The organism is Gimesia sp. (assembly GCF_040219335.1).
GTDB lineage: Bacteria > Planctomycetota > Planctomycetia > Planctomycetales > Planctomycetaceae > Gimesia.
On the sequence record NZ_JAVJSQ010000004.1, the window covers coordinates 704,530 to 726,703 of the forward strand.

Sequence of the window (22,174 nt, forward strand, 5' to 3'; positions counted from 1 at the left end):
TCCCGGTTTTGGTTTCCGTGTTACGGCCTTTCGATAGATATGGGTGAGAACGGCAACGGCGGTTTAAAATTACCCGCCAGTCACGCTGCTGGAGCGACGCCGTATCCCTGAACTCCTTTTAAGAGAGGAACACGATGAACACAAAGCTTTTAGATTCAAGTCCAACGCCGTCAGAGGTTAGTGGACGAATGACTGAGATGGTACTCAGTGAAGAAGAACTCCATCATCGCTGGAAGGAAGTTAAATTCCGTTTCAACGAGATGTCCGAATCCCAGAGAGTTGACGAATTTCGAAAGTTCTGGGAAATGGACTTCGAAGTTACGGAGTTGGACAAAAAAACGGGCCTGCTTTACAGCAGTTCTCCTCTCATGAGGGTTTTTACGATCTGCCACGAGCAATTAGTCCAAGGCTATCTCCAGTTCAAAGAAGAAAGGCTGGAAACCCAGGAAGAAATTGCTGCCGCAGTACAAATTGTGAAAAGTTCCATCGAATCTACAATCCGACGTTTTAAAGGAATCGTGAAAGAGGAAGGGGCTGAACCTGGATACGCTGATTCAAAAGAACCAGTTAGCTGCTTCTACGGATTTCAAGAAGGATTTGGGAGTGATGATTTTATTATCGGCATGTTCTTCTCAGAAGTCGGTCGAACTAAGGTGATCAAAAAGGTCGCAAAAGAATGGGGGCGATATGGAGTCAGAACAGAGCCCGTTGGAACTGAAAGGAATGTCCACTCTCGGCGAACTTCTCTTTGGAATCGGGATTTTGACAGGAAGGAGTACCGAAAATATTTTGCTATATTGTCCCATAAGCAGCGGCTTAAGGAAATCAAAGACCTGTCAATAAAAGGTATCAAGTTTCGGTACACGGATCGTAAGACAAACCGTGTCTATAACACTTATGTGATTCCATTTGGCATGGGGCAGTTTTCTCGGCAATTCTCTTATGACTTCATGTTCAAGTACTCAGAAGAGAACCTTCCAGGAGCATCAGAAAGGTGTGAAGAAATTGATCGCGTCGAGAAATCCTTGTTGGGCATTATCGCCAATCACAATGGATTTGTAACAATGATCGAACGTGATCTCATCCTGGCATCCAATGCATGCCTGAGTCTTCAGGAATCCGAAGACTTTGATGGTGAAGGACATGTGTATGTGCAGTTTCCCAGCAAAATTGCGAGAAGCCGTGCATCAGAGGAAGTGTTTGAAAAGTTGTCGATCTACGGAGTTCAATTTTCTTTGGAGAAAGGAGAAAAGCCCTCTACAGGCGAACAGAATGCAATTTTACGAAAGGAACTTGATTCCAAACGTGCACGGCTAGATTTAAGCTGGAAGATGTTGGAATCCCGGAAAGCACGCCACCGCGTGGAATCTATCGAGCTTGAAAACGCTGAAGCGGAGCTACTTCAACGAGAAAGAGAAATCAATAAGATTGAACAGAATCTGTCCGAGTGTGAGAAACATCCGAATCATACACCAGTAAATTCGAATAATACAGAATCTATGGGAACGAAAGAAAACACGGAATACTTACCGGCCCCATAAGGCCCTGACCTCAAAGGGTTACGTACCCTTTTTGTGTGTCATGCTGTCTGGGCACTTGGCACCATATGGATGCCTATTCTGGAACACCTAAAAAAAAGGCCTGCGGTCCCCAACGGGATCGCAGGCCTTTGGTGTTGTCCCCTGTGTCCTGAATGCAGTATCCGTATCCAGGGCACAGCACGGGAAATATTAGCTGCTGACACTCAGGTACTGACACTCTGATCAGAATTCAGGCTACGACTCCAGTCGTGGTTCTGTTCACGGAGTTGGGACATCAAGTCACGTATGTGTGAAACTGTTTCTGTTAAACCACCACAGAGCGTCTTCATTTGAGTTAAAACCTGATCTGTAACGATATCCGGTTTCTGACCAGAACGTCCCTGTTCAGTAACATACCGTGGACTCGATCGAGTCTGGGCGGGCTGCTGAGACACCGATGTGGACTCAATGCGTATAGCATCAGACTGCGGCTGCACAGCTTCCGCCTGAGTCAGGAGAGCCCAGACATAGGTACGGTCCCCTTCCCTGCAGGAAGCGGGCGTATCGGGTCCACTCAGATTGATCTCCCGAAATCCCAACTGCAGAGCACGTCTGAAATAATCTCGACTCGTATTGATCCGGAGACTTTCACCGGATCGTTCAGAGCGACATAGAACAAAGTCTCGCTGCTGCTCCTGCCCCCCTTCCCGGGCACGTACCGTGACCTCTCCATTCAGGTCCAGGGTCACTTTATCAGCATCCCCCTGGTGAAATGGTTTCGGCTTCAAGGCTGAGCAGATAAATTCCGCATCCTTATCCGGAACTTGTAGAGTGGCCACCGTTTCTGGCCGTTTATTGATCAGCTCCAGCACATCGGGAAAACGTCCCTTTTCGTTAATCTTCAGCCAGATGGTCCACGGTCCTGACCTCAGGGTCACCCACTCATAAGTATTGCCAACCTCAATCGACTTACCGCGTCGCAATTCCCGACTACAAAGCAAGCGATTTGCAGGGACCAGGAGCTCCCCTTCCCAGGGAAACTGGAAACCATCCTGAATCAACAGCTGCCTGCCATCTGTGCCGATCACCTGCCCTGTAGAGCCCCGCAGCTGCAGATGATCCAGAGCATACCGTGCCGAATCAGTAGTCGCCGTTTCACAGGCATCTCCCAAAGCAACCATCAGCCTGGATTCATTACATTCGAGCTGATCGGGAAGTTCCGGGAATCCCTCGCATTCGACTACTGGATACTCAATTGACTGCGGAATACCTGCATCCTGCCACTCCGCACGGATCTTATCGTTTTCAACCTGCAGTTGAACCTGATCTGACTTCACACCATGACAGCACCGTAACAGACCGAAAGGTGAGACAATCTGCTGGCCCTCCAGTCCTTCGAGTGGAAGTCGATATTCCAACGCGATCTGCTGGTTTCGGGTCCGAATCTGCAGACCATGCTGATCAACCAGAAACTCGACTGGCGGACCAGTTTGACGACTGGTGATCCCCAGACCGCGACTAAAAACAGTTTTTAACTCACGTATTAAAGAACGGGATATTGTAATCATCGTTTCTCCTGTGTGATCAGAAAAAATGTCGATCCGGTGGCTGTCACCGGATCGGCAGGGAAACTGCTATACAAAAGCGTTGATAATGCCAGGTTGATGAAAGAAAGCGACATTCCGCTCCAGATCTGCCTGGTCCCAGTCCAGGATCTGCGGCGGCAGGTCACAGGGTTCGGGATCGAAACTGACGGTCATGGGATCCGCCAGGCTGAATCCACGAAACCGAACTTCCCATAAATCTTCTCCCGTAGCATCAGCGACCTGCTGGTCGAGTTGAGTTTGTGTCATTTGCGTTTACTCCTGTTAAGTTTGAGAAAACGCTGCCCCCTCGGAGCAGCGTGAATTCACACCGCCCCAAAGGGCACAAAAATAAGTTCACTTCATGTATGGACAGCTGGTAGCCAGTGTGCTTCCAGCCAGTCTCGTTCCGCATCCAATGCAGCACTGCGATTGGGGAACGGCCCTAGCAGTGGTCCTGCGACAGGCGATAAATCGGCCGTCCATTGCCCGTCTGCATCGGGTTCGACATGCGAACCACGTTCGATCTGCAGCTGGCCGAGTCCCTGCAAATCGAGCATTTCGTCATACAGACAGCGAACACCGCCGTCCGGTTTGATCAATAATTGCATCAGCTCCTCCTTTAACGTGGACGTCGCTGGATGTTTCGGCGGGGACGGTCCACCAGTAACTGATCCAGGCCGGATTGAACCACAGACATCTGTGACGCAACCTGCTCCCTTAAAGCCTGACTGTTACGCAACTGTTGTGGGTCAACGCCTGTAATCACACGCTGGGCGTTCTCCACCAGTTCATCCAGCTGTTCGTTCGACCGGATATTGAGACTGCGAAACCGATCAAAGAACTCGGTCAGATTGGTCACTGCCGAATCGCGAAAGACCTTAGGCTTTCCATCCTGCCGTCCACTGAGGCGTTCTGTCAGATGCTCCACCATCTGCGTCAGCTCGCTTAAAAACGCCTGCTCGGCCAGCTGCACCGCCTCGTCAAACCGGGACTGCACCCGCTGGCACTCCTGCTCATACAGTTCGGGATTGAGCTGTAGCAGATAATTCGGTGGTTCTACTGACGGGTAATCATGTTCGATCGCAAACATCCCGATCAGCGACGGCGGATAATCGTCTGGATTAAACAAATCTCCCAGCCGTTTCCGGGCCGCACTCCGCAACTCATCATAGTGACGATCCAGTTCATACACCGCTTCATCCAGTTCATCACAGAAAGCGGCGATCTGCTGATCGAAATCAGAAATGGCATCCTGACGGATCAGGCGAATGCCCGGTTCAGGAAAAGGCAGTGAAACCCCTTTCCAGTACGCGACTGTGCGACCGCGAATGGCTGTGACCGCCTTGAACGCCGCATGACGCGTATCCAGCAGCTTCTTCCCCGCTGAAAGGAATTTCCCTTCGGCACCAAACGAATTGGCGGCCTGGTCTTTCTGAGACGAGCTCAGAGACTTACGGACTCCCAGCCAGTTGAAGCTCAATCGGGCTGCGGCCATGGCTGATCGAAGTCGACCACTGGCAGACGTCGAAGCCTGTGTGACAGGTTCATCTAAAACACTGGACATATTGGTTACTCCTCTGAAATGAAACTGGCTGGACGACTTCCCCGCGGGACACCACCCAGCCTGATTTAAAATCCGGAATTTAAAATTTCAGCAAATCAGTTGTTCGAAGCATCACGCTTCACACTGCGACGGGACCGGGACGCCTTCCCCTTCTGACGGTAGATGCCGGACTGACTGGCCGACAGACACCGCCCGCTGGCCCAGGTCCGTAATCGTCCCACTGACTCTGCAGCGGTGACTGCGACGGGAACCACGTTCTGAGCGGCTTGACGCAGAGGCAGATCAAGCAAGGCTGCCAGGCGGCAGCAGGACTTGATTTCCGCACCGGTCCAGTCGGTGTCATCTGGAGCAGACTGGTCCGAGTCGATCTCGAACAGATCCCGGTAGAGTGCCCAGATCGCGTCTTTCTCCTCACGATCGGGGAGATCCAGGAAGAACACCCCGTCAAAACGTTCACTCCGACTGAACTCCGGGGGCAACTTGGAGACGTCATTGGCGGTGCAGACCACGAACACGTCGGACTGGTGGTCGTTCAGCCACGACAGGAACGTTCCAAACATTCTTGATGCGACTCCGGAGTCGCCACTGCCGTTCATACCGGCAAAGGCCTTCTCGACTTCGTCGATCATGGCAATACAGGGAGCCATCGCATCAATGACTTTCAGGGCCTCCCGAGTGCGTTCCTCTGACTGCCCCACAAGCGACCCCATCAGGCTGCCAATGTCGAGATTGAGCACAGGACGACCCACCTCCCTGCCGAGTGCTTTGCAGAACTGGGACTTGCCACAACCAGGTGGGGACAACAGCAGAACCCCACGCGGGCGTTTCAACGGATTCCCACGCTGCGGGTGCAGCATGGCCCGTTTACAGAACGCCTTGAGGGCCGCCAGGCCTCCCAGGCTGCTGAAATCATCGTCGCTGCGGTACAGCGAAAGCAGACCGCTTTTCTTTAGCGTTTGGGTCTTCAGCTCCCAGACTGCGTCGCCTGTGATTCTCCCATCCCGAACCAGTGACAGGCTGAACGCATTCTCCGCTTCCATCCGAGTGAGTCCGGCTGCCGCATCAAGAATCACCTGTAACTCAGCTTCTGCAGGCAGTTCCCCGTCTTCGGTGGCAATCCCACGAGCGATTTCTTCCAGCTCCTGCCGGTCGGGGAGATCGTGCTCCATCGCGACAAACATGCGTTCCAGCTCGGTGGGGATTTGCACCACAGGCGACAGCACGATCACAATCGCCCTGTTTTGCTTTCCCGTGTTGATCTGCTGAGACAACGCCTGGACAACTTCTGCGGACTGCAGGAACCGGTGAAAGTTCTGCAGCACGAGAATGGCCGTTCCTTCAGGTGTGGCCAGAGCATTGATCGCCTTGATGGCGGTTAGCGGATCATTACTACTTCCGCCCTGCTCTGTCTGGCCGGGGACGCTGAGTCCCGTGTCGATGTCCCAGGTGGCCAGCTGCCACTCTGAATCATGGCAGAGTTGAGCAATTTCTGTTAATGCATCCTGGTGCTCATGGGACTGAATCCACAGTCCCGGGAAACATGCCGCGACATGTTCGGCCAGTTTCTGGGTTAATGAAGTGACTGTCGGCATAGCGACTCCTTTTTAAGTCTGTAAATGAAAAAGCCCCAGCTGAAACCGGGGCGTTGATAAAACAATTCGATTTTGGATGTGTAGAGCCAGCCTGTCAGGTACGATCCTCCAGGTCGGCCAACTGGCGTTCCATGCGGGCGATCCGCTCCTGAAGCTTCTCTACCTTGTGGAAGGCACGCTTCAGGCGTGTCATCCAGCGACTGAGGGCCTCCTGCTCTTTGGTCAGGTCTGCATGCTTCTTACGAATACGGGAAATACGACGTGCTTCGACTACCGGATCCTCTCGGGGCTGCCGCTGGATCTGTCGACGGACCTTGGCCATCAGCCACCTCCTTCCTGAAGACGGTGCCGTTCATCGACAACCTGAAAGAACTCCGGCGTTTTATGTTCGCGGGTCTGTTTTCCCAGAGCTTCCTCAATGAACCGGCTGGCGTCGATGCAGGCCGAACCTGTAAAGCCCCTGGTTTGGACACGCGTGGAACCGTTGGTTTCAACGATAATCTCGATGGTGCGATTACTCATGCGGCACCTCCCACTGAAACGGTCAACTTGATGGAACCGTCAGCCTGTGACTGCTCCGTAACGGTATGCCCCTTCTTGCGAGCTTCAATTTTCGTCTTTTCAACGGCATACCCTTGCAGGAAGCGATCTAGTTGCCTCTGTTCGCCCCAACGACCTTCGTAGTTGTCGAAGCGGGCCTGACCGGACTGTGTATCGAACACAGCCGGATATCGCCAGCCAGGCAGCTTGACGATCGTACCGGTGGCAGTGTCGCTGAAGAGCTTAGCCGTCCCCTGCGTGGGTGCTTCCAGTTTTAGACGTTGGCAGGCAGCACTGATGGCTGTCTCGTCCCGGACTTCGGTTTTGATTTCTACAATATGGCTCATGGATTGGTTCTCCTTATGTTGAATGCTGATTTAAAAAGCGGATCGACATCATTGGATTAGACGGCAATAGTTACGACGACAGTGTTTTCTCGTCTTCCTGGGCCAGCGTACCTTGATGCAGACGTGGGCCGGGAAGCAGAAGTGGTTCATCACTGGTCAAATCCAGTGTCAGCAGCTCAGCAACCGCGGCATGATCCGGTTCCTGTGACTGCATCTGCCAGATCACCTGGACGGCTACTAGCAGTGGCAAAAGACAGGCGATTACCAGGCCGATGTTCTGAATGACCGTGGCGATAATGGGATCGCGATTCCGTTGCTCAGCAATTTCGCGACGATCCTGTTCCAGCTGATCATGGCCTGTGTAAATCGCTGACTGCTGCTCGTTGAGCTGCGAAGTCAGTTCCTGCTGGGCTGAAATCAGATCCCGACGGGCTTCTGCGTCCCGTTCAACCAGTTCCTTCGCGGCTTCCGCGAGTTGGTGGCTTTCTTCAACGATTGCTTCCGACTGGTCAGCCATTCGTTGGTTCTGACGGCCCTGCTCCGTCATCGTCTGCTGAGCGAATTCAGCCAGTTGTTCAGCCGGTGCCCTGCTACATCCGGCGATCGTCCCCGGAATAAGCACGGTCATGAGCATTGTGATGCTTCGGATCCGGTTCAGTTGCTTCATGGGTATTTCTCCGCTGGTTAAAGATGCGGGCCAGGAGCGACTGCAGAGCACACCGCAGTCGAAACTCCCTGGCCCAGACAAAGGTCAGCAACACGACCAGCACGCTGCTGGCCGCAATAAGAGCGAAAGTCATGAAATCTCCTTATGAATCAGATTTGCGAAAACGAAAAAAGCCCCGCCCTCCGAGCATCTCGTAGTAAGATGACCGAAAGACGGGGCTGTGACAGTGAAATTGAGAGGTTGGAAGAGCTAAGTTTCCCCTTCATAGAATAGTGACACCGATTGGTTCTGAATTTAGGTCCTTTTACACTACCCCCATGTTTGGTTGCCGGCATCTCCACTGTCTGCCAAGCTGTAATCAATCTAATACTAAGATACGCTTCCAAACACTCTTCGGCCATTCATCCTGATAAAAGCCTTAAACTGCGATGGCTTGACAGTGCATTTAAACACAGGTCTACTATACAAACAATGCCATCACGCCCGAGCAAAAACGCTGAATCTTAATAACGGCCCACAACTTGCTCCTGAAGAGCCAAAGACCTGAGAAAAGTTAAATGTACATTTCCCGAATCGTTGTCCGAAACTATCGCAATTTTTCAAAACTTGATGTTCAGCTCCAGGACGGTGTCACGTGCATTATTGGCGAAAACAACACCGGCAAAACTAATCTTCTGAGAGCAATCCGACTAGCGATAGATGCCAATATGTCATCCCAGAATCGCCAACTGCAGGAGCACGATATTCATTGTGGAGCCGATTTATCAAAGCCAGATCAGATTGTCGTATCTATTGAGTTCAGGGATTACGCAGGAAAAGTAAATGAAGAAGCATTATTGGGATGTTGTGAAGTAGAAAGAAATGTTGCTCGCATCCATTATCGTTACCGTCCTAAATCAGCCATCCTTGATGAAATAGAACATGGAGAATTTGATGACCATCCCCTTTCCATAACAGAAGATTATCATTATGAAATTACTGGGGGTGGTGACAAAGACCCAAAAACCGTTGAATGGAATGAACAACTTGGAACGGCACTTAAGTTCGGAGAATTGCAAGCGTTTAAAGTTGAATTCTTACGTGCTCTTAGAGATGTGACTCAAAGTCTACGTCAATCATTCGATTCCCCTTTAGGACGTCTGCTCAATTCAAGTGATATCGCCGATGAAGAAAAGGATAACTTAGTCGAAATTCTAAGAGTAGCTAATGAGGACATAGAAAAACAACCAACAATTCACAAAACAGGTGAGAGCATTAGAGAGTCTTTTGAAAGTGCCGCAGGAGAAGCTTTCAAGATGGGACTCAAACTTGGAATGTCAGATCCTTCATTTTCATCAATAGCAAGATCTTTAAATGTCCTCTTGTCAAATGAATCAATAAAGGATTTTGAAGTATCTCGAAATGGACTCGGTCTCAATAACCTTCTTTATATAAGCATGCTACTGAAGTATTTTGAGAATCGTGCATCAAGCGAATCCGCAGCTGGGCAACTTCTTTTAATCGAAGAACCAGAAGCACATTTACATCCTCAGTTACAACGTGTGCTTTATAACACACTAAAAAACAAAAACTGCCAAGTTTTTTTGACAACACATAGCACACACATAAGCTCACACGCTCCAATTGAATCTTTCATCACATTATCCAATGATGGAACGTCTGCAACTTCAGGAGTTGTCCCTAAGCATGCATCAGAATTAACTGAAAAAGAAACTGGAGATTTAAATCGGTTTCTTGATGCCACAAGATCCACACTTCTTTATGCAAGAAAAGTCTTGTTGGTTGAAGGTCCTGCAGAACTTTTTCTAATCCCAGTACTTGTCAAACATTTAATGGGAATAGATCTCGATAGCCATGGAATAGCTGTAGTTCCAATCTATGGAAAACATTTTGAAACATACGCGAAGCTATTTGGCGGGAATGCAATTCGGAAGAAATGTGCGATCATTTGTGATGGAGACTTAGCAGTTGAAGAGGTCCCCAAAGAACTCCCCGAAGATTATTTCCTTTTAGAATATTCTGTCAATGTAGAGGAAAATGATTATCTGCAAGTTTATGAATGCCCAGTAACTTTTGAGAGAGCAATAACACATCCTGATAATTTAGAAGTTTTTGAGAAAACCATAGAAGAATGCAATTTTTCAACTAGATTAAAATGGTTCAAAGAGGGTATCGCCACACTAAGTGCCGAAGAAACAGATGAGGATACATATAAAAACACTTTATTAAGATTGCGGGAGATTGTTCTCAATTCTGCAAACGATTATGGAAAAGCTCGATTCGCACAAACTGCATCAAAACATGTTAATTTAGCAAAAACAATGCCGTTCTATATTCAAAAAGCCATTGAGTGGTTACTGGAATAATGAAGCTAACACCAGAACAACGAGCGGCCCTTGATCACAAAGGGAATGTAGTATTAGAAGCATGCCCTGGAAGTGGCAAGACACGAACTATAATTGCCAAACTGATAAGATGTATTGACCAGCTTCGTGATACTCCGAGGAGAATCGCATGCATAACTTACACCAATGCAGCAGTGCATGAAATCGAAAACCGAATTAAAGAATTTGGTTCAATTGGTGATGATGAATATTGTGATGTCTCAACAATTCATTCTTTTTGTCTAAATAACATCTTACGATATCATCATTGGCGAATTGAGACTTACAAGGATGGTTTTAAAGTTCTTCATCCAGATTCAGAAGAATATAAAGATCTAGTTCTCGCAATTGCTAAAAAACATAAAATCAGCGACTTTGGGAGAACGATATTTGATTCTTTGAATCGCAAGCCAGATGGTACACCTATGGTCCCATCCGGAATACCTGAGGACGCAGCCCTTGAATTCTGGGATCTTTTAGAGAGCAAAGGATTGATAGACTTTTGCAATATCATCTATCACTCGTACTGTATTCTCAGAGACAACCCAAGTTTAGTCTCAAATCTTGCTTCACGATTCAAATTCATTTTGGTTGATGAATTTCAAGACACCTCTGCTCTTCAAGTCAAGATTCTCACCTTGATTTATAACCAAGACAAGTCTGATTTTTTTTTGGTAGGTGACCCAGAGCAATCTATATATAGCTTTGCAGGTGCTGAGCCTGATTTGATGCAGGAGTTTTCAGAATCAATCGGGGCCACCAATTTTTCTCTTACAGGAAATTTTCGATCAAGTACACCAGTTGTCGATTGTGCCGAGTTATTGATTCCACGTACCCCTGCAATGTTCGCCGCAGGCCGGGCAAATGTATTCACCGAAGCCCCTTCTTATGAGCATTTTGAAAATAACTTTCTAGCAATCACAGAAGGCTTGATACCTCAAGTAGAAGAATTAGGTATTCCTTTTGGAGAAGTGGCGATCCTAGCTCCTACGTGGTATGAATTATTAAAACTAGCCAGAGAACTTCGGCACTTTCCATTACCAATAGTTGGACCTGGAGCTAGGCCATATCGGAAGCGTCATCTTTTCGCCTCAATGGCGGAACAGTTGTGTGCCTATGCGGAAGCTCCTTCTCCAGACAGCATTTCTCCAGCAGAAAAAGAACTGTTTTTTTTAGTACAACAAATTACTGGAAAACCCATATTTAGTATTTTCTCTTATGACGGACGTAAAGTACTATTCAAACTTTTTTATGAAGCACTACGACTTAAGGAAAAATATGAAGGTGCTCGCGATTGGTTATTAGCGGCTTCTCAGAGCATGGCTAAAATTTTAATTGACGAAGAACTTATCCCCTCTTCCACAGCCCATCTCATGCATGAATCTACTGTAGATATTTTAAGGGATATGGAGAAAAATGATATTGATTTAGAAAACCTTACCCTCAAAGATCTCGGGATGTTTGCGAATCCAAAGGACAGCATTAAAATGATGACTATGCATAGTGCCAAAGGACGAGAATTTATGGCTGTAGCATTGATTTCAGCTTTAGATGGTATGACTCCCTATCACAATTCCTATAATCCCCTGACTCAGGATGGGCTAGACGAGGGACGTCGTTTATTTTACGTTTCGATAACGCGAGCTAAGCGTTTACTAATGATCTCCACCAGAGAAGATTGGAGGAGCCCCAGTCGCTACCTAGCTGAAATTGATCTGTTTTAATTCTCAAAACCCCATTCATATCCTTCTCACCTCTTCGAAAGTAGCGAAAAGTACTTCGAGCAAGAGTTGAAACAAGAACTCTGACAAATCAATTAGATATACAACATGGAATGGGCGAGCAGATCATGAAAATTGTCGTCTGGAATACCGCATGGGCGGTCCCTGGTTCGAAGCGTTGGCTACTGCTTTCTGAACGAATTCAACAACAGCTGCCTGATGTGATCTGCCTGACGGAAGCCAAGACAGGGTTACTGCCCCAGCAAGGCCACGTAATCGAATCCGCTCCCGACTACGGATATCCACTCAAACCAGGTCGGCGTAAAGTCATCCTTTGGAGTAAACTGCCCTGGAGTGAAGTTTCGATACATGAAAATCTTGATTTTCCTTCAGGACGGATCGTCAGTGGTATAACGCAGGGAATTCGTCTGGTGGGAGTCTGCATTCCCTGGAGTGCCGCCCATGTCACTGGGGGCCGAAAGGATCGGAAAAACTGGGAAGATCATCTTCTCTACCTGGATGCGTTAAAGCAGTTGGTAAAAGAACTGGATCATAATATCCCCCTGACGATCATTGGGGATTACAACCAGCGTCTGCCCCGATCAACACAGCCCAAATATGCCTATGAAAAACTGAACGATTTACTTTCTTCCGGTCTGACGGTCCACACCGTAGGCAATCTGGGACCAGAAGGAGTCCAGCTGATTGACCACATCGCAACCTCGGAAGACCTACAGGTACATGATCTGACCGTATTGGACCGGGAGACCACAGAGGGAGACAGGTTATCTGATCACTTTGGAATCGCTGGTTTCATTAAACCATCTAAGTTGAAAAGAGAATAATGTGTCCCCCACATGCGACGGGTTTCATTCGCGGGAGCACGTTAGGAGTCAGTATAACCTAAATACAAAACCCGCTATTTCTGTGGAACTTCTGAATAATACTTGAGCGATTCAGATTGATACCAATTTACCAATGAGAATGTAACCTGAGGTAGAGAATCCGGGGTCAAGTAGTCGGTATTGTACATTTCCAACTGCAGTAAACCTATGAATGCATTGCGGTGGCAAACACATCACTCGCTATCAGCTATCAGCTTGCTAATGTTCCACACCTGTATGAACACCGTACTGAATCAATGTCTGCACGAATTCGTTGCACAGATAATCGAAGGAGAGGGGTTTCGTGTCGCGGTTCAAGCTCACGTCTCTGGGGCGGGTCTCGGTGCATTGGTCTGATGGAGTTGGCCAATGGCCGCAGTGGTTAATGAAAATAGTCCGACTTGCCAGCGATCCAGCGTCCTTCGACTTCGCGTCCGACTATCTGACTAATCGCCTCCTTGCTGGCAGAAGAAAGCGGCTCCTCCGGACCCGTGGCTACTTTTCCCTCTCGAATAGTCACGAATTTGTTTTCATACAAATAGTCGCATCCAAATAAACAAATTGGCATGACAACGTATGGGTCGATTCGTTCTGCTTCGGAACACTCGCTACGTTTCTTTTTGTGGGCGGTTCGCAGAGCGGCCGATTCGAATTCCTTGCCGCAGATTGCACAAGATTCACACAGTTTGTCTCCAAAGATCCATTCTCGTAATAGATCCTGCTCTCGCCGCCGGTTCGCTTCATGTTCGGCATCTGTTCCCAATTCCGCAATGTCTTTCAGCCTGTTAACGAATTCCTGATAGCGATCGTCTTTTTGATTACCTGTAGAATCATCATCTTTATTGCAGACGAGCGAAAATTGGTAGGTCTTTCTGCCACCTGTTTTATCAATGTGGATTAGAGGCGAGTTGTGCACGGTTTTATTGATCAGCGGATCACCGTATTCCAAGGATTTCAGATGCCTCTTCAACTTTGGCGAATCGACTGGTTCTCGATCAATTGAATCGAAAAAATGAATACACTCGTTTTCAATATCCGAAAGCGTGCCTTTCTCACCATGAAAGGTCACAAATTCATTTTGAACTCGGGTCAACTTTGAAGACCTGAGAAACTGTTGAATAACGGCAACTGGTGGGAAAGGTAGTTTAGAAGACCGGCTCCGCAATCCGTTTTCAAGTGTCTCGGCAAGACGTTCAATCTCGCAACTTGAACCGGTACAGTATGCCTTCTCCATTAGATTGATCAAACGGTTGTCTCTATCTTCAAAAAGAAACCATGTCTGATTCTCGTGAAGACATTGCCAAGACTCAGGAATCCCGTTGATTAGACGCTTTATTTCCTGATCATTGAAATGTGTAAGCTCGAGTGCATCCAAGGTAATCATACCGTGTCTAGATGGGAAATTTCGCAATTTGATGATATCTCTCATCACATTTTTTTTCACATCCTTGTGGACAAACAGAAACTGTTCGAATTTCGCTGCATTCGAACGGGCAACTTTTTCACCCGTTGGCGTGTAGAGCTCGAATTCCTCGCACATGCCTAAATCCTTTAGTAGGACATGCAAATGAGCAGCCAAGTAATATTGAGGTATGAAACCAAATTTACAAAGTGCCGATTTCATTTCAGACCAGAAAGAAACGGGTTTAGACGAAACAAGTTTTGCAGCACCTTGAATGCCATCTATCTGCTTGATTCTCGAGTTCGTTGTAAAAAATTCTTCGAGGATCTGCCTAACCCTCTCCCTAGTACCAATTGAGTACTTCTCCGAGATAAATTCCAATGTTGGCAAAATGTCATTGGAAAATCCGTAGTAAGCTAACGCAACTTTCGCGTTTCTCGCTTTGTGTTCCGTTTGACGAGCAGAGGTAACAAATACCTCAAGGATTTCTTCTTCAATGCTTTTCATCATGGAAACCATCCTGAAAGTTCGTTGAATCTGCAATAATATTCGTAGGACGCTAGCGGATTAGCTCAGATTGCGAATAACTTAAAAAGATCATACAAGCTCGCGGCACAAACCTCACCAACCCCGTAGGGTCAAAAATCTCCACCGACGGTTAGATGCAAGAGATTCCTTACATCCGAAAACCGAATAATCTTATTCTCAGCCGATTGATCCTAAGCAAATCTGTCACAACTCAGCGATCGGCTTGGTGTGCATCCAAAGCCTCTCTGCTGATACCGCGTCTGGTTTTTGACGTCAAGCCCGAAAAGTGCCAGCAGACTACAGGAGTGATGATCTTCCCTTTCAGTTTGGCGGTGTAGTGGTTGAATCCACCGATCTCACCAGAGTAATAATTGCTTGGCGGACGTGCTACGGCAGCTCCGGCCAGCGAGTCATCAGGTAAGCAAGATCTCGCTCGGTTTGTGCCAGTGGGTATCCAAAACTCGCACAAATAAGATGACGGGGACGTCATGACAAACAGCACAGCGAAGTCGAGAACCGCGATTTGCTTTTCGCTATCGAAGAGCTACCAAAGATCCAGTAACTCGACCACCTCATCGGTCAACAGGATTCCCGCGAAGTCCCCACGTACTACGAGTACCATTTTGTGTACTGGCTAGTTATGATCCAAAGTGTCAAATAGCATTGAGAGGCTAATAAAGTCACACTGTCATTAAGAATGGTTGCAATATCATAACTTTGACAACTCACTAACGAAAAGGAGTTTTATTGACATGCCACTCTGGGATAATGAATGTGATGTTCTTGTTGATCAGGAACTAAGTATCAATGGTACATTTAGAAAAACACCACTCCAGTATAAACATCAAGAAACACTCAATCGGATGAATGACAACAATTTGCCTGATGGAGTTAGACTCATTAAAGCACTTTATGCTCGAATGGTTGAAAACTGGGAACTTGGTGGGAGCCCGCAGAATACATCAGATGAAAACTGGCGTTTTACACAATGTCTTGTTTTGGGTAAAAATAATTACACTCACGAAGTAACTTTAGAACGCACAATGATCACTGTCTTGAATAATGAGAATTGGGTGAATCAAATCCCCGTCGATTCAGGGCTCCTTGAAAATTCTAATCGCTCTGTTGATCTAGCGTATAGAGAAGGCAATACGATTCAACTTATTGAACTGAAAGTAGACTCAAATACACCACTGTCTGCAGCAATTCAAATTCTGAAATATGGTCTTACTAATGCATTCTTTCGCACACATTCAGAGGAACTTGAGACACAGAATCTACAAACACCGCTGCTTAGTGCTGATGAAATTCAACTCCGCGTCCTTGCTCCGGCAGCTTATTACAATCGTTTCGATGAACAGACTGAATGGTTAAGGAATTTCGGGAATAGAATCAATGATGGACTTGCGGAATTCTCAGCTAAGCAACTTATGGATTCTGGTATGAACCTCACAACATTCCAGTTTGAGGTATTCCCTGACAATTTCCAATGGGACCCTACAAGACAAGCTGATGATGAACACCGAAAAGAAGTACTGACCGCCGTAAATGGCAGGAGACCATTATAAAAACACCCTACTTTCATTTTAGTGAGCCATTACAGGCTCCTGTAAATCATTTTTTTGGACCTTAGGTATAAACGAAGAGGGCATAAGGTCTTTTCAAAAGACATGAAAGACATCAAGTTTGCTTTTGAAGTGATGACGCCCAAAACATGTGAGATATATAATTCCGAAAAACGCTGCAGATCAATTCCGACAGTTCGGCCTATTACCAGAGTTGGTATAGTTGGCCTGAATTGGTGGGTAGTACAGTTCTTGCCGTCGATGATCTTGACGGTCCCACCCTTGCGACAATGAGTTGTTACCTTAATAGCTCCGAAAGATTTCAACTTTGAAAAGTGATTTTCCTGAAGTGATGTTGAAACCATTTTCTGGAACATCGCTTGTCATTAAAAGGAGCTGTTATGTTAAGAAGCAACTTACCTGATAAATGGATCACGTGGGGAGAATCTCTCCCAGAATATTGGTCTTCAATTATCAACGATCCAGAACTTCACCCTGAAATACGAGACAATACAGTCACTGTGTATTATCGCGGGGCTGCCCTGATTCGAAATCTCTCCCCGTCAGGCGATACTTTCATCGGAGATGTCCACTTCAAATACGTGCCAGTACATACCACCGATGGTTCAGAATACCTCCGTTTTTCTGGTAATGCTCAAGGATTACGGTTTGAAAACAATCTGGAACCACAAAACTTAGGAGACTGTGGTCAAGATGTGTTAAATGAGTACAAACGAAAGATGCGATCTGTAGTCCAGCATGGCGAATCACAGATTATCCATCACATAGCATCCCATCCAGCTAACGTGATTATTGATCAGGAAATCCCACTTCAGACTACTGGTAGCCCTACCTCTGAAAAACTCAATCTTTGTCATTATGACACACAACACCAATCCGCGGTCTTCGTAAAAATCAGCATGATTCATGACCCCAGGCTCAAAGCGGATGCCGACCAGGTCCCTGAAATCATCCAGCAATTAAAACGATTTCGCGAACAAATAGAAAAGCATCACCAGACCATGATTGATACTTATCAAAGGACAGTAGCAATCAAACGTCAAATTGGTCTGTCAGAACGGGTTGAGGCCATACCACCTTCAGGACCTTCCCAACTGATGAAAAAAGTACTTCTGGTCATCGGTGGGTGCAGTCAACATGATGTTGAATCTGTTCTTAATGGAGAGGATGAATGGTCTGACTTCCGTGATGCAGTAGAAAAAGAGGCTGCCGGACTGATTCTCTGTGGAACCGCTGGTTGCCCGTTAGTATTAGAAACAGGCAGCCAATCTCTGATTTTTGACAAGTCTGTGTACAACACCGCTCAACATTAAGCTGCTTCAGCAGATCATGGCTCAACCAGGAATGGCTCACCATCCTGAAGGAGTTGTACGTTTTCAAAGTGTTCCCGGAATCGGCCTGGTTCAAAGGTGTGAACTGGAATGATCGTCTGAGGATTGATGTTCTGTACCAGTCGGACAATGTCTGCTGAAAGTATATGTCCGCTGGTATGAACCTCATGGATCGTTCCATCGACCTGCCCAATTGAATCGCGAGTCGAGTCCCAGCCCGACTGCTCCAGATAACCATGCCAGCGTGAATACAGACAACAGACTTCCTGGGGAAGCCCTTCCTTAAAATCATCCAACATCGAAGAGCGAAAGACCATCACATATTTCTCAGGACTTTGCATTATTTCGTCCAGTTTGATTTCTGCATGCTCGAATCGCTCCACCTGCTTAACTCTCCCCCTGCGTGTATTCGGCTGCCTGAGGCTCTCAGGGACGTAGACCCGAACCAATCCTGCTGACTTGGGCTGCGGTATTGTTGGGATCTCATTTTTCAGCAGATACATAATGAAAGCAGTATAGACATCAGCCACGAAGATTCGCTTTGTTTTTATGGCCGCACGGATGAAGGCCACCAGTCGGTCTACATGCTGCGGCGAAAAGGAGGCGAGAACCAGGCTTTCGCTTTCCAGAACGAGCTCTGTGATATCCTCTTCGAGTTCGTATTCGTTCTTCGTATTTCCATCCGGAAAACCGAAGTGCGTGCCTTCCATCAACATCACATGAATGGTTTTGTCCTGGAGAACTTCGATCAACCGACGGTTCATTCCCGGTTTTCTGCCATGGGACCTAAGATCTCCGGAATACAAAATCGACTGTCCCTCAGCCTCTATTAAATATGCCAAACATCCATAGATGGAATGATCTACGGGGAACCCTGTGATTTTAAAATCCCCGATGGTGACGGGTGATTCTGGTTCGACTTCACAAAATTGCTCACGCGACAGCTCCACCTGAGCTGCAAACAGGCTGCCTGCCAGCATCATTTTGCTCGTACCAGAGCTGGCATAGACCGGAATCTGAGACTGACAGTGCTCAAGCAGTCCCGTGTGATCCATGTGTGCATGGGACAGCAGAATGGCATCAGGTTCCCCTGCCCCTTCATATAAGCCCGGAACCTCTGGCAATAGCCCCTCATTTCGAAGCTGCTCTTTTGTCATCTTTCTGATCTTAAAGCTGTCCAGAGCCTGTCGATTGCGATCAAATAGCGGCAGACCGATATCCAGAATAATCCGTGAGTTGTCTGTACTGACCTCAATACAGCTCCCCCCCACCTCCTGAGTTCCCCGATGTACTGTGATCCTCAAAATTTTTATCCTAATTCAATATTCTTGACCTGAATTTGACCGTCGTCAGTCTGTTCCAGGACCACTTCTGGAGAGTCTGGGTTCCGTCCCAGGAACTCCAATTTCACGATATGGTCTTCCTCATCACAAGTCAGTCGGGCAATAGTCATATATTCTCGACCTGGCTTATGCTCGCGAAATTCCCCCATATGCACTCTGTAGCCTTCACGCGTCCCCGAGAGACGAATTTTGATGAATGTTGTCTTGTTTTTATCAAGAATCCAAAGCCCCTCCCAGCCCTTTACACGAAGAAATTCAATTTGCGTCAGAGGATCATCCTCCCAGTAATCTATATCTCGTTCTGAATTCTGTGGATGGGAAACTTGTAATGCCAGATAATCCGGCTCATGTTCCGGTATGCCTGTCTCCATCTGGATATTGAGTGCCACTCGAGTCCGACTCTCTGTTTTCATCAGCCTCGGTTCTGATGCTTTCCAGTTGTCCCCCAATGTAGCTCGCAACTCAAACCACTCATAATCGTCTTTCAGCAGTTTTCCATCCCGGAGAGGGTACCACCAGTCCATCTGCTCGGCAGTGAATACGGCCGCTTGAACAGTCATCCCGAAAAAGGCTCTGGAGCGGTTGATTTCGACCCAGATCCCTGGTTCTGATGGACTAGGATTCTCATATACTGAGCCAAGATATTGATGATCCTCTTGGAGTAATATCTCTAGAATGGCATCTATAATCATCTGCCGCTCTTCCACAGTCATTTCCATCTCCCCAATTGAACGAAGAAGCTTCTATCAGCTTCTGTCTTTTACATACCATTTCTTTTCAAAAGCATTCCAGGTGAGCGTATATGTCGCGACCTGCTCCAAGGGTGTTCCTGCTCGCGAAATCGACCCATAGACTACGTTTAAGCGATAGGCTGGCCATTCTTTCCAGTCTTTCGTCAAATTCGCTGGTTTAGCAATCGCTAAAGGATCCGGTTTATCCGGAACCACACTTCGAATTTCGTAGCTGATGGGGTTTACCTGCGACTGCAAGCGGGCTTTGAAGGTGGCCGCCTCATTGTCCTGGCCTGACATCCATTTATCAAATTCCCCCGCCAGATAGGCTCTGGCCGCCTGCTCTGACCCTTCTGGTCCCGTTCCACACCCCTGGATAAGTATGATGGCTGCGAACAGCAAAGAAAAGTATTTTCGTGATTTCATTTTGGCTTCCTTCGAACACTGGAAAAGATTGAGTAAGTCTTTTCTTTAGTACCCGAAGGTAATGACAAAGGTGGGTCCTACTTTTGACTGCTTGTTTGATTCGATAAAAAAAGCCGATTCTGAGCTCTCACTCGATGTGTTCTTTCAGAGACCGCTTGATAATCTGACCATACCTTGGTGTTATTGGCAACTAATAACAGATCCGGATGCTTTGTGCGTTGTGCCGCTTGATACAAGGGCGACTCTTCACCACCGAAAGAAGCATAATTTCCACCCCACGCATGATCCTGGAGAACCACAGCGAACGGGTTCACTTCTGCTTGCGACCACAGATTCTGACATGCCCAGACAGCTTCAGCCTGAATATGCAAGAAAGCCAGATACTCAAATCCGTGTTCGTCGGCACGATCCTGGTCTCGCTCGAGAATGGTCCAAAATACGGATTTTAAAGCAGGCACTTGATCCCGAACCGGGTGTGCCATATCAAGCTTCATATGTCGACGGAATGTCGCTGTGGGTATTCCTGAAGCAACTACGGGAGTATAACCATTACAACCTTGGGGCGGACCGGCTTTTAAATCGTCACTTACCTGCTGAGCTGTTGTGGTTAAGTCGATATGGACGAAGCAATAAGCACTTTTTGTGGCATTAAAGATCGCGATCGCTCTCCCGTCAGTGCCAGCCCCGGGATAGTAGACCACCCTGGATGAGAAAAACCGCCTGATCGTTTCCGCAGTGAACTCTGGTTGATGACAAACCCATTCTGGCTGGTTAATCCGTAACTCACTCAGATACTCATCGACTGTCGGCATAAGTTGCCCTTCTGTCCTATTACGGGACATGAAACTGAATGAGACCGTAATGGCCAGATGTCATCACATTCAGTGCTTATGATTGGTCGAGTTAAGACTGATTGCAGCATTCAGTTCCTGAAGCAGCATCGTTCTGAGCGTTTCGGGAGCCTCCACCTTCACTTTTCCGGACCAGGCTAAGACCCAGTGCAGGATTTCATCGAGGCCATCCACGGTAAAATTGAGCGTCACAGAGCCATCTTGATGTTGTTTGACCTCTTGAGTATGGTGCCAGATGGTTTCCGTAACAATTCTGGCTGCCTGCGGCTCAAACCGTAATTTGACTTGATAAGACTTCTCTCCCCGATAAACAGACCAGGCATTTCCGAAATACTCACCAAGATCAAACTGGTCAGGTACCGATGCCGCCCCTTCCAACATCCGCAGGCTTTTAAAACGAGCCACGCGGAACGTTTTCGCCTCTGTTTCGCCCTCTATATGGCCGATCACATACCAGGCCTGCTTGACTAGACAGAGACGATAGGGATGAATTGTCAGCCGTACTGTCTCGTCTTCGTAAGGGGAATCATATCTTCCAGAAACTTTATTTCCCTGAAGCAAAGCGTTTTGCAGCGTTTTTACAACTACCTGATGCTGGCTGTGATCGACCAGCTTGAGATCAAATACTTCAATCATACGAGCAGCATCGGCAATCAGTTGCTGAATCTCGCCATTGCCGGTTGCAGCCAGCTTTCGTGTTGTGGGACTGGCACCAGAACTGATATCCAGTCCCGAAGCCTTGGACAGTGCTGTGGCGACCACCTGTCCGATCGTTTCATCCTGAGTGAGCATCAATGTGGGAAATTGATAGTCTGCCCGGACCCGGTAACATTTATCAGCAGGATCGACATACCAGGGCACTCCAGCAAATTCCAGTACTTCCAGATCCCGCTGGATCGTTCGGGTAGAGCATTCCAGTTCGCTGGCAATCGCCTTCAGATTCCATCTACCTCGAGACTGAATTAAATTCAGGACCCCCAGCACGCGTGCGATGCGTGCATTTTGCCGAACTCTCCGATCACGATCCAGACGACGCGGGACACTGGAATCTGGTGGTAATTTTTTCTTTTTTGAATTCATTAAATTGGCATGTTCTGAGAAAATATAGGACCGGTCATGATTTCCATCTTATTACACACTTCTGACAAAGGTGGGTCACATCCCAAAAATC

22 protein-coding genes are annotated in these 22,174 nt (G+C 47.5%); 6 read left to right on the forward strand and 16 right to left on the reverse strand.

Annotated features, from left to right (window positions below; genetic code table 11):
• The first annotated feature begins 134 nt into the window (after window positions 1-134).
• Window positions 135-1,541, forward strand: a complete 1,407-nt coding sequence (locus tag RID21_RS03885; RefSeq protein ID WP_350187259.1) for a hypothetical protein — start codon at window positions 135-137, stop codon at window positions 1,539-1,541.
• Window positions 1,542-1,744: 203 nt separating this feature from the next.
• Here RID21_RS03885 and RID21_RS03890 read toward each other — a convergent pair whose 3' ends face one another.
• The 10 genes from RID21_RS03890 to RID21_RS03935 form a co-directional block, all read right to left on the reverse strand.
• Window positions 1,745-3,088 (reverse strand): hypothetical protein, encoded by a 1,344-nt coding sequence (locus RID21_RS03890; protein WP_350187260.1) that lies wholly within the window; start codon window positions 3,086-3,088, stop codon window positions 1,745-1,747.
• A gap of 66 nt (window positions 3,089-3,154) precedes the next feature.
• Window positions 3,155-3,373, reverse strand: coding sequence for a hypothetical protein (locus tag RID21_RS03895; protein ID WP_350187261.1), 219 nt, complete (start codon window positions 3,371-3,373; stop codon window positions 3,155-3,157).
• Between the two features lie 92 nt (window positions 3,374-3,465).
• On the reverse strand, window positions 3,466-3,714 hold the full coding sequence (locus RID21_RS03900; protein ID WP_350187262.1) for a hypothetical protein: 249 nt from the start codon (window positions 3,712-3,714) through the stop codon (window positions 3,466-3,468).
• An 11-nt stretch (window positions 3,715-3,725) separates the two neighbouring features.
• Window positions 3,726-4,670 (reverse strand): hypothetical protein, encoded by a 945-nt coding sequence (locus RID21_RS03905; RefSeq protein WP_350187263.1) that lies wholly within the window; start codon window positions 4,668-4,670, stop codon window positions 3,726-3,728.
• A gap of 95 nt (window positions 4,671-4,765) precedes the next feature.
• A complete protein-coding gene (locus tag RID21_RS03910; protein ID WP_155363071.1) occupies window positions 4,766-6,262 on the reverse strand; it encodes a Ycf46 family AAA ATPase in 1,497 nt (498 codons plus the stop codon).
• 94 nt (window positions 6,263-6,356) lie between these two features.
• Complete coding sequence (locus RID21_RS03915; protein ID WP_350187264.1) at window positions 6,357-6,584, reverse strand: hypothetical protein; 228 nt, start codon at window positions 6,582-6,584, stop codon at window positions 6,357-6,359.
• Complete coding sequence (locus RID21_RS03920; RefSeq protein ID WP_350187265.1) at window positions 6,584-6,784, reverse strand: DUF2997 domain-containing protein; 201 nt, start codon at window positions 6,782-6,784, stop codon at window positions 6,584-6,586. Before RID21_RS03920 ends, RID21_RS03915 begins: the two co-directional genes overlap by 1 nt.
• Window positions 6,781-7,149 (reverse strand): DUF1257 domain-containing protein, encoded by a 369-nt coding sequence (locus RID21_RS03925; RefSeq protein WP_155363074.1) that lies wholly within the window; start codon window positions 7,147-7,149, stop codon window positions 6,781-6,783. Before RID21_RS03925 ends, RID21_RS03920 begins: the two co-directional genes overlap by 4 nt.
• A gap of 70 nt (window positions 7,150-7,219) precedes the next feature.
• Window positions 7,220-7,777: a hypothetical protein gene (locus RID21_RS03930; protein WP_350187266.1), complete on the reverse strand. Its 558-nt coding sequence runs from the start codon at window positions 7,775-7,777 to the stop codon at window positions 7,220-7,222.
• The gene (locus RID21_RS03935) at window positions 7,740-7,949 is read right to left on the reverse strand and encodes a hypothetical protein (RefSeq protein ID WP_350187267.1); all 210 of its coding nucleotides are present in this window, start codon (window positions 7,947-7,949) and stop codon (window positions 7,740-7,742) included. The genes RID21_RS03930 and RID21_RS03935 overlap by 38 nt, the downstream gene beginning before the upstream one ends.
• Before the next feature lie 424 nt (window positions 7,950-8,373).
• Here RID21_RS03935 and RID21_RS03940 point away from each other — a divergent pair, with 424 nt between their 5' ends.
• The 3 genes from RID21_RS03940 to RID21_RS03950 all read left to right on the forward strand — a co-directional run bounded on the left by RID21_RS03940 (window position 8,374) and on the right by RID21_RS03950 (window position 12,766).
• Window positions 8,374-10,182, forward strand: coding sequence for an ATP-dependent nuclease (locus RID21_RS03940; RefSeq protein ID WP_350187268.1), 1,809 nt, complete (start codon window positions 8,374-8,376; stop codon window positions 10,180-10,182).
• Window positions 10,182-11,924: an ATP-dependent helicase gene (locus RID21_RS03945; protein ID WP_350187269.1), complete on the forward strand. Its 1,743-nt coding sequence runs from the start codon at window positions 10,182-10,184 to the stop codon at window positions 11,922-11,924. Before RID21_RS03940 ends, RID21_RS03945 begins: the two co-directional genes overlap by 1 nt.
• A gap of 125 nt (window positions 11,925-12,049) precedes the next feature.
• Entirely contained in the window at window positions 12,050-12,766 is a 717-nt protein-coding gene (locus RID21_RS03950) for an endonuclease/exonuclease/phosphatase family protein (protein ID WP_350187270.1), read from the forward strand.
• A 421-nt stretch (window positions 12,767-13,187) separates the two neighbouring features.
• On the opposite strand, the gene RID21_RS03955 is transcribed toward RID21_RS03950, so the two are convergent.
• Window positions 13,188-14,717: a hypothetical protein gene (locus tag RID21_RS03955; protein ID WP_350187271.1), complete on the reverse strand. Its 1,530-nt coding sequence runs from the start codon at window positions 14,715-14,717 to the stop codon at window positions 13,188-13,190.
• A 770-nt stretch (window positions 14,718-15,487) separates the two neighbouring features.
• Between RID21_RS03955 and RID21_RS03960 the strand changes: the two genes are divergently transcribed.
• Together RID21_RS03960 and RID21_RS03965 are read left to right on the forward strand one after the other, a co-directional pair.
• Entirely contained in the window at window positions 15,488-16,303 is an 816-nt protein-coding gene (locus tag RID21_RS03960) for a hypothetical protein (protein WP_350187272.1), read from the forward strand.
• 398 nt (window positions 16,304-16,701) lie between these two features.
• Window positions 16,702-17,634: a hypothetical protein gene (locus RID21_RS03965; protein WP_350187273.1), complete on the forward strand. Its 933-nt coding sequence runs from the start codon at window positions 16,702-16,704 to the stop codon at window positions 17,632-17,634.
• A 14-nt stretch (window positions 17,635-17,648) separates the two neighbouring features.
• Here RID21_RS03965 and RID21_RS03970 read toward each other — a convergent pair whose 3' ends face one another.
• The 5 genes from RID21_RS03970 to RID21_RS03990 form a co-directional block, all read right to left on the reverse strand.
• Entirely contained in the window at window positions 17,649-18,956 is a 1,308-nt protein-coding gene (locus tag RID21_RS03970) for an MBL fold metallo-hydrolase (RefSeq protein ID WP_350187274.1), read from the reverse strand.
• Window positions 18,957-18,961: 5 nt separating this feature from the next.
• Window positions 18,962-19,708 (reverse strand): hypothetical protein, encoded by a 747-nt coding sequence (locus tag RID21_RS03975; RefSeq protein WP_350187275.1) that lies wholly within the window; start codon window positions 19,706-19,708, stop codon window positions 18,962-18,964.
• A 33-nt stretch (window positions 19,709-19,741) separates the two neighbouring features.
• Window positions 19,742-20,152, reverse strand: coding sequence for a hypothetical protein (locus tag RID21_RS03980; RefSeq protein ID WP_350187276.1), 411 nt, complete (start codon window positions 20,150-20,152; stop codon window positions 19,742-19,744).
• Window positions 20,153-20,229: 77 nt separating this feature from the next.
• On the reverse strand, window positions 20,230-20,964 hold the full coding sequence (locus RID21_RS03985) for a hypothetical protein (RefSeq protein ID WP_145181804.1): 735 nt from the start codon (window positions 20,962-20,964) through the stop codon (window positions 20,230-20,232).
• 69 nt (window positions 20,965-21,033) lie between these two features.
• Entirely contained in the window at window positions 21,034-22,083 is a 1,050-nt protein-coding gene (locus RID21_RS03990) for a helix-turn-helix transcriptional regulator (protein ID WP_145181802.1), read from the reverse strand.
• Window positions 22,084-22,174 lie beyond the last annotated feature (91 nt).

What these genes read in the sequence shown, in the direction of transcription:
- RID21_RS03885 (WP_350187259.1), top strand. Translation starts at nt 135, where the DNA reads ATGAACACAAAGCTTTTAGATTCAAGTCCAACGCCGTCAGAGGTTAGT.
- RID21_RS03890 (WP_350187260.1), bottom strand. Translation starts at nt 3,088, where the DNA reads ATGATTACAATATCCCGTTCTTTAATACGTGAGTTAAAAACTGTTTTT.
- RID21_RS03895 (WP_350187261.1), bottom strand. Translation starts at nt 3,373, where the DNA reads ATGACACAAACTCAACTCGACCAGCAGGTCGCTGATGCTACGGGAGAA.
- RID21_RS03900 (WP_350187262.1), bottom strand. Translation starts at nt 3,714, where the DNA reads ATGCAATTATTGATCAAACCGGACGGCGGTGTTCGCTGTCTGTATGAC.
- RID21_RS03905 (WP_350187263.1), bottom strand. Translation starts at nt 4,670, where the DNA reads ATGTCCAGTGTTTTAGATGAACCTGTCACACAGGCTTCGACGTCTGCC.
- RID21_RS03910 (WP_155363071.1), bottom strand. Translation starts at nt 6,262, where the DNA reads ATGCCGACAGTCACTTCATTAACCCAGAAACTGGCCGAACATGTCGCG.
- RID21_RS03915 (WP_350187264.1), bottom strand. Translation starts at nt 6,584, where the DNA reads ATGGCCAAGGTCCGTCGACAGATCCAGCGGCAGCCCCGAGAGGATCCG.
- RID21_RS03920 (WP_350187265.1), bottom strand. Translation starts at nt 6,784, where the DNA reads ATGAGTAATCGCACCATCGAGATTATCGTTGAAACCAACGGTTCCACG.
- RID21_RS03925 (WP_155363074.1), bottom strand. Translation starts at nt 7,149, where the DNA reads ATGAGCCATATTGTAGAAATCAAAACCGAAGTCCGGGACGAGACAGCC.
- RID21_RS03930 (WP_350187266.1), bottom strand. Translation starts at nt 7,777, where the DNA reads ATGACCGTGCTTATTCCGGGGACGATCGCCGGATGTAGCAGGGCACCG.
- RID21_RS03935 (WP_350187267.1), bottom strand. Translation starts at nt 7,949, where the DNA reads ATGACTTTCGCTCTTATTGCGGCCAGCAGCGTGCTGGTCGTGTTGCTG.
- RID21_RS03940 (WP_350187268.1), top strand. Translation starts at nt 8,374, where the DNA reads ATGTACATTTCCCGAATCGTTGTCCGAAACTATCGCAATTTTTCAAAA.
- RID21_RS03945 (WP_350187269.1), top strand. Translation starts at nt 10,182, where the DNA reads ATGAAGCTAACACCAGAACAACGAGCGGCCCTTGATCACAAAGGGAAT.
- RID21_RS03950 (WP_350187270.1), top strand. Translation starts at nt 12,050, where the DNA reads ATGAAAATTGTCGTCTGGAATACCGCATGGGCGGTCCCTGGTTCGAAG.
- RID21_RS03955 (WP_350187271.1), bottom strand. Translation starts at nt 14,717, where the DNA reads ATGATGAAAAGCATTGAAGAAGAAATCCTTGAGGTATTTGTTACCTCT.
- RID21_RS03960 (WP_350187272.1), top strand. Translation starts at nt 15,488, where the DNA reads ATGCCACTCTGGGATAATGAATGTGATGTTCTTGTTGATCAGGAACTA.
- RID21_RS03965 (WP_350187273.1), top strand. Translation starts at nt 16,702, where the DNA reads ATGTTAAGAAGCAACTTACCTGATAAATGGATCACGTGGGGAGAATCT.
- RID21_RS03975 (WP_350187275.1), bottom strand. Translation starts at nt 19,708, where the DNA reads ATGACTGTGGAAGAGCGGCAGATGATTATAGATGCCATTCTAGAGATA.
- RID21_RS03980 (WP_350187276.1), bottom strand. Translation starts at nt 20,152, where the DNA reads ATGAAATCACGAAAATACTTTTCTTTGCTGTTCGCAGCCATCATACTT.
- RID21_RS03985 (WP_145181804.1), bottom strand. Translation starts at nt 20,964, where the DNA reads ATGCCGACAGTCGATGAGTATCTGAGTGAGTTACGGATTAACCAGCCA.
- RID21_RS03990 (WP_145181802.1), bottom strand. Translation starts at nt 22,083, where the DNA reads ATGAATTCAAAAAAGAAAAAATTACCACCAGATTCCAGTGTCCCGCGT.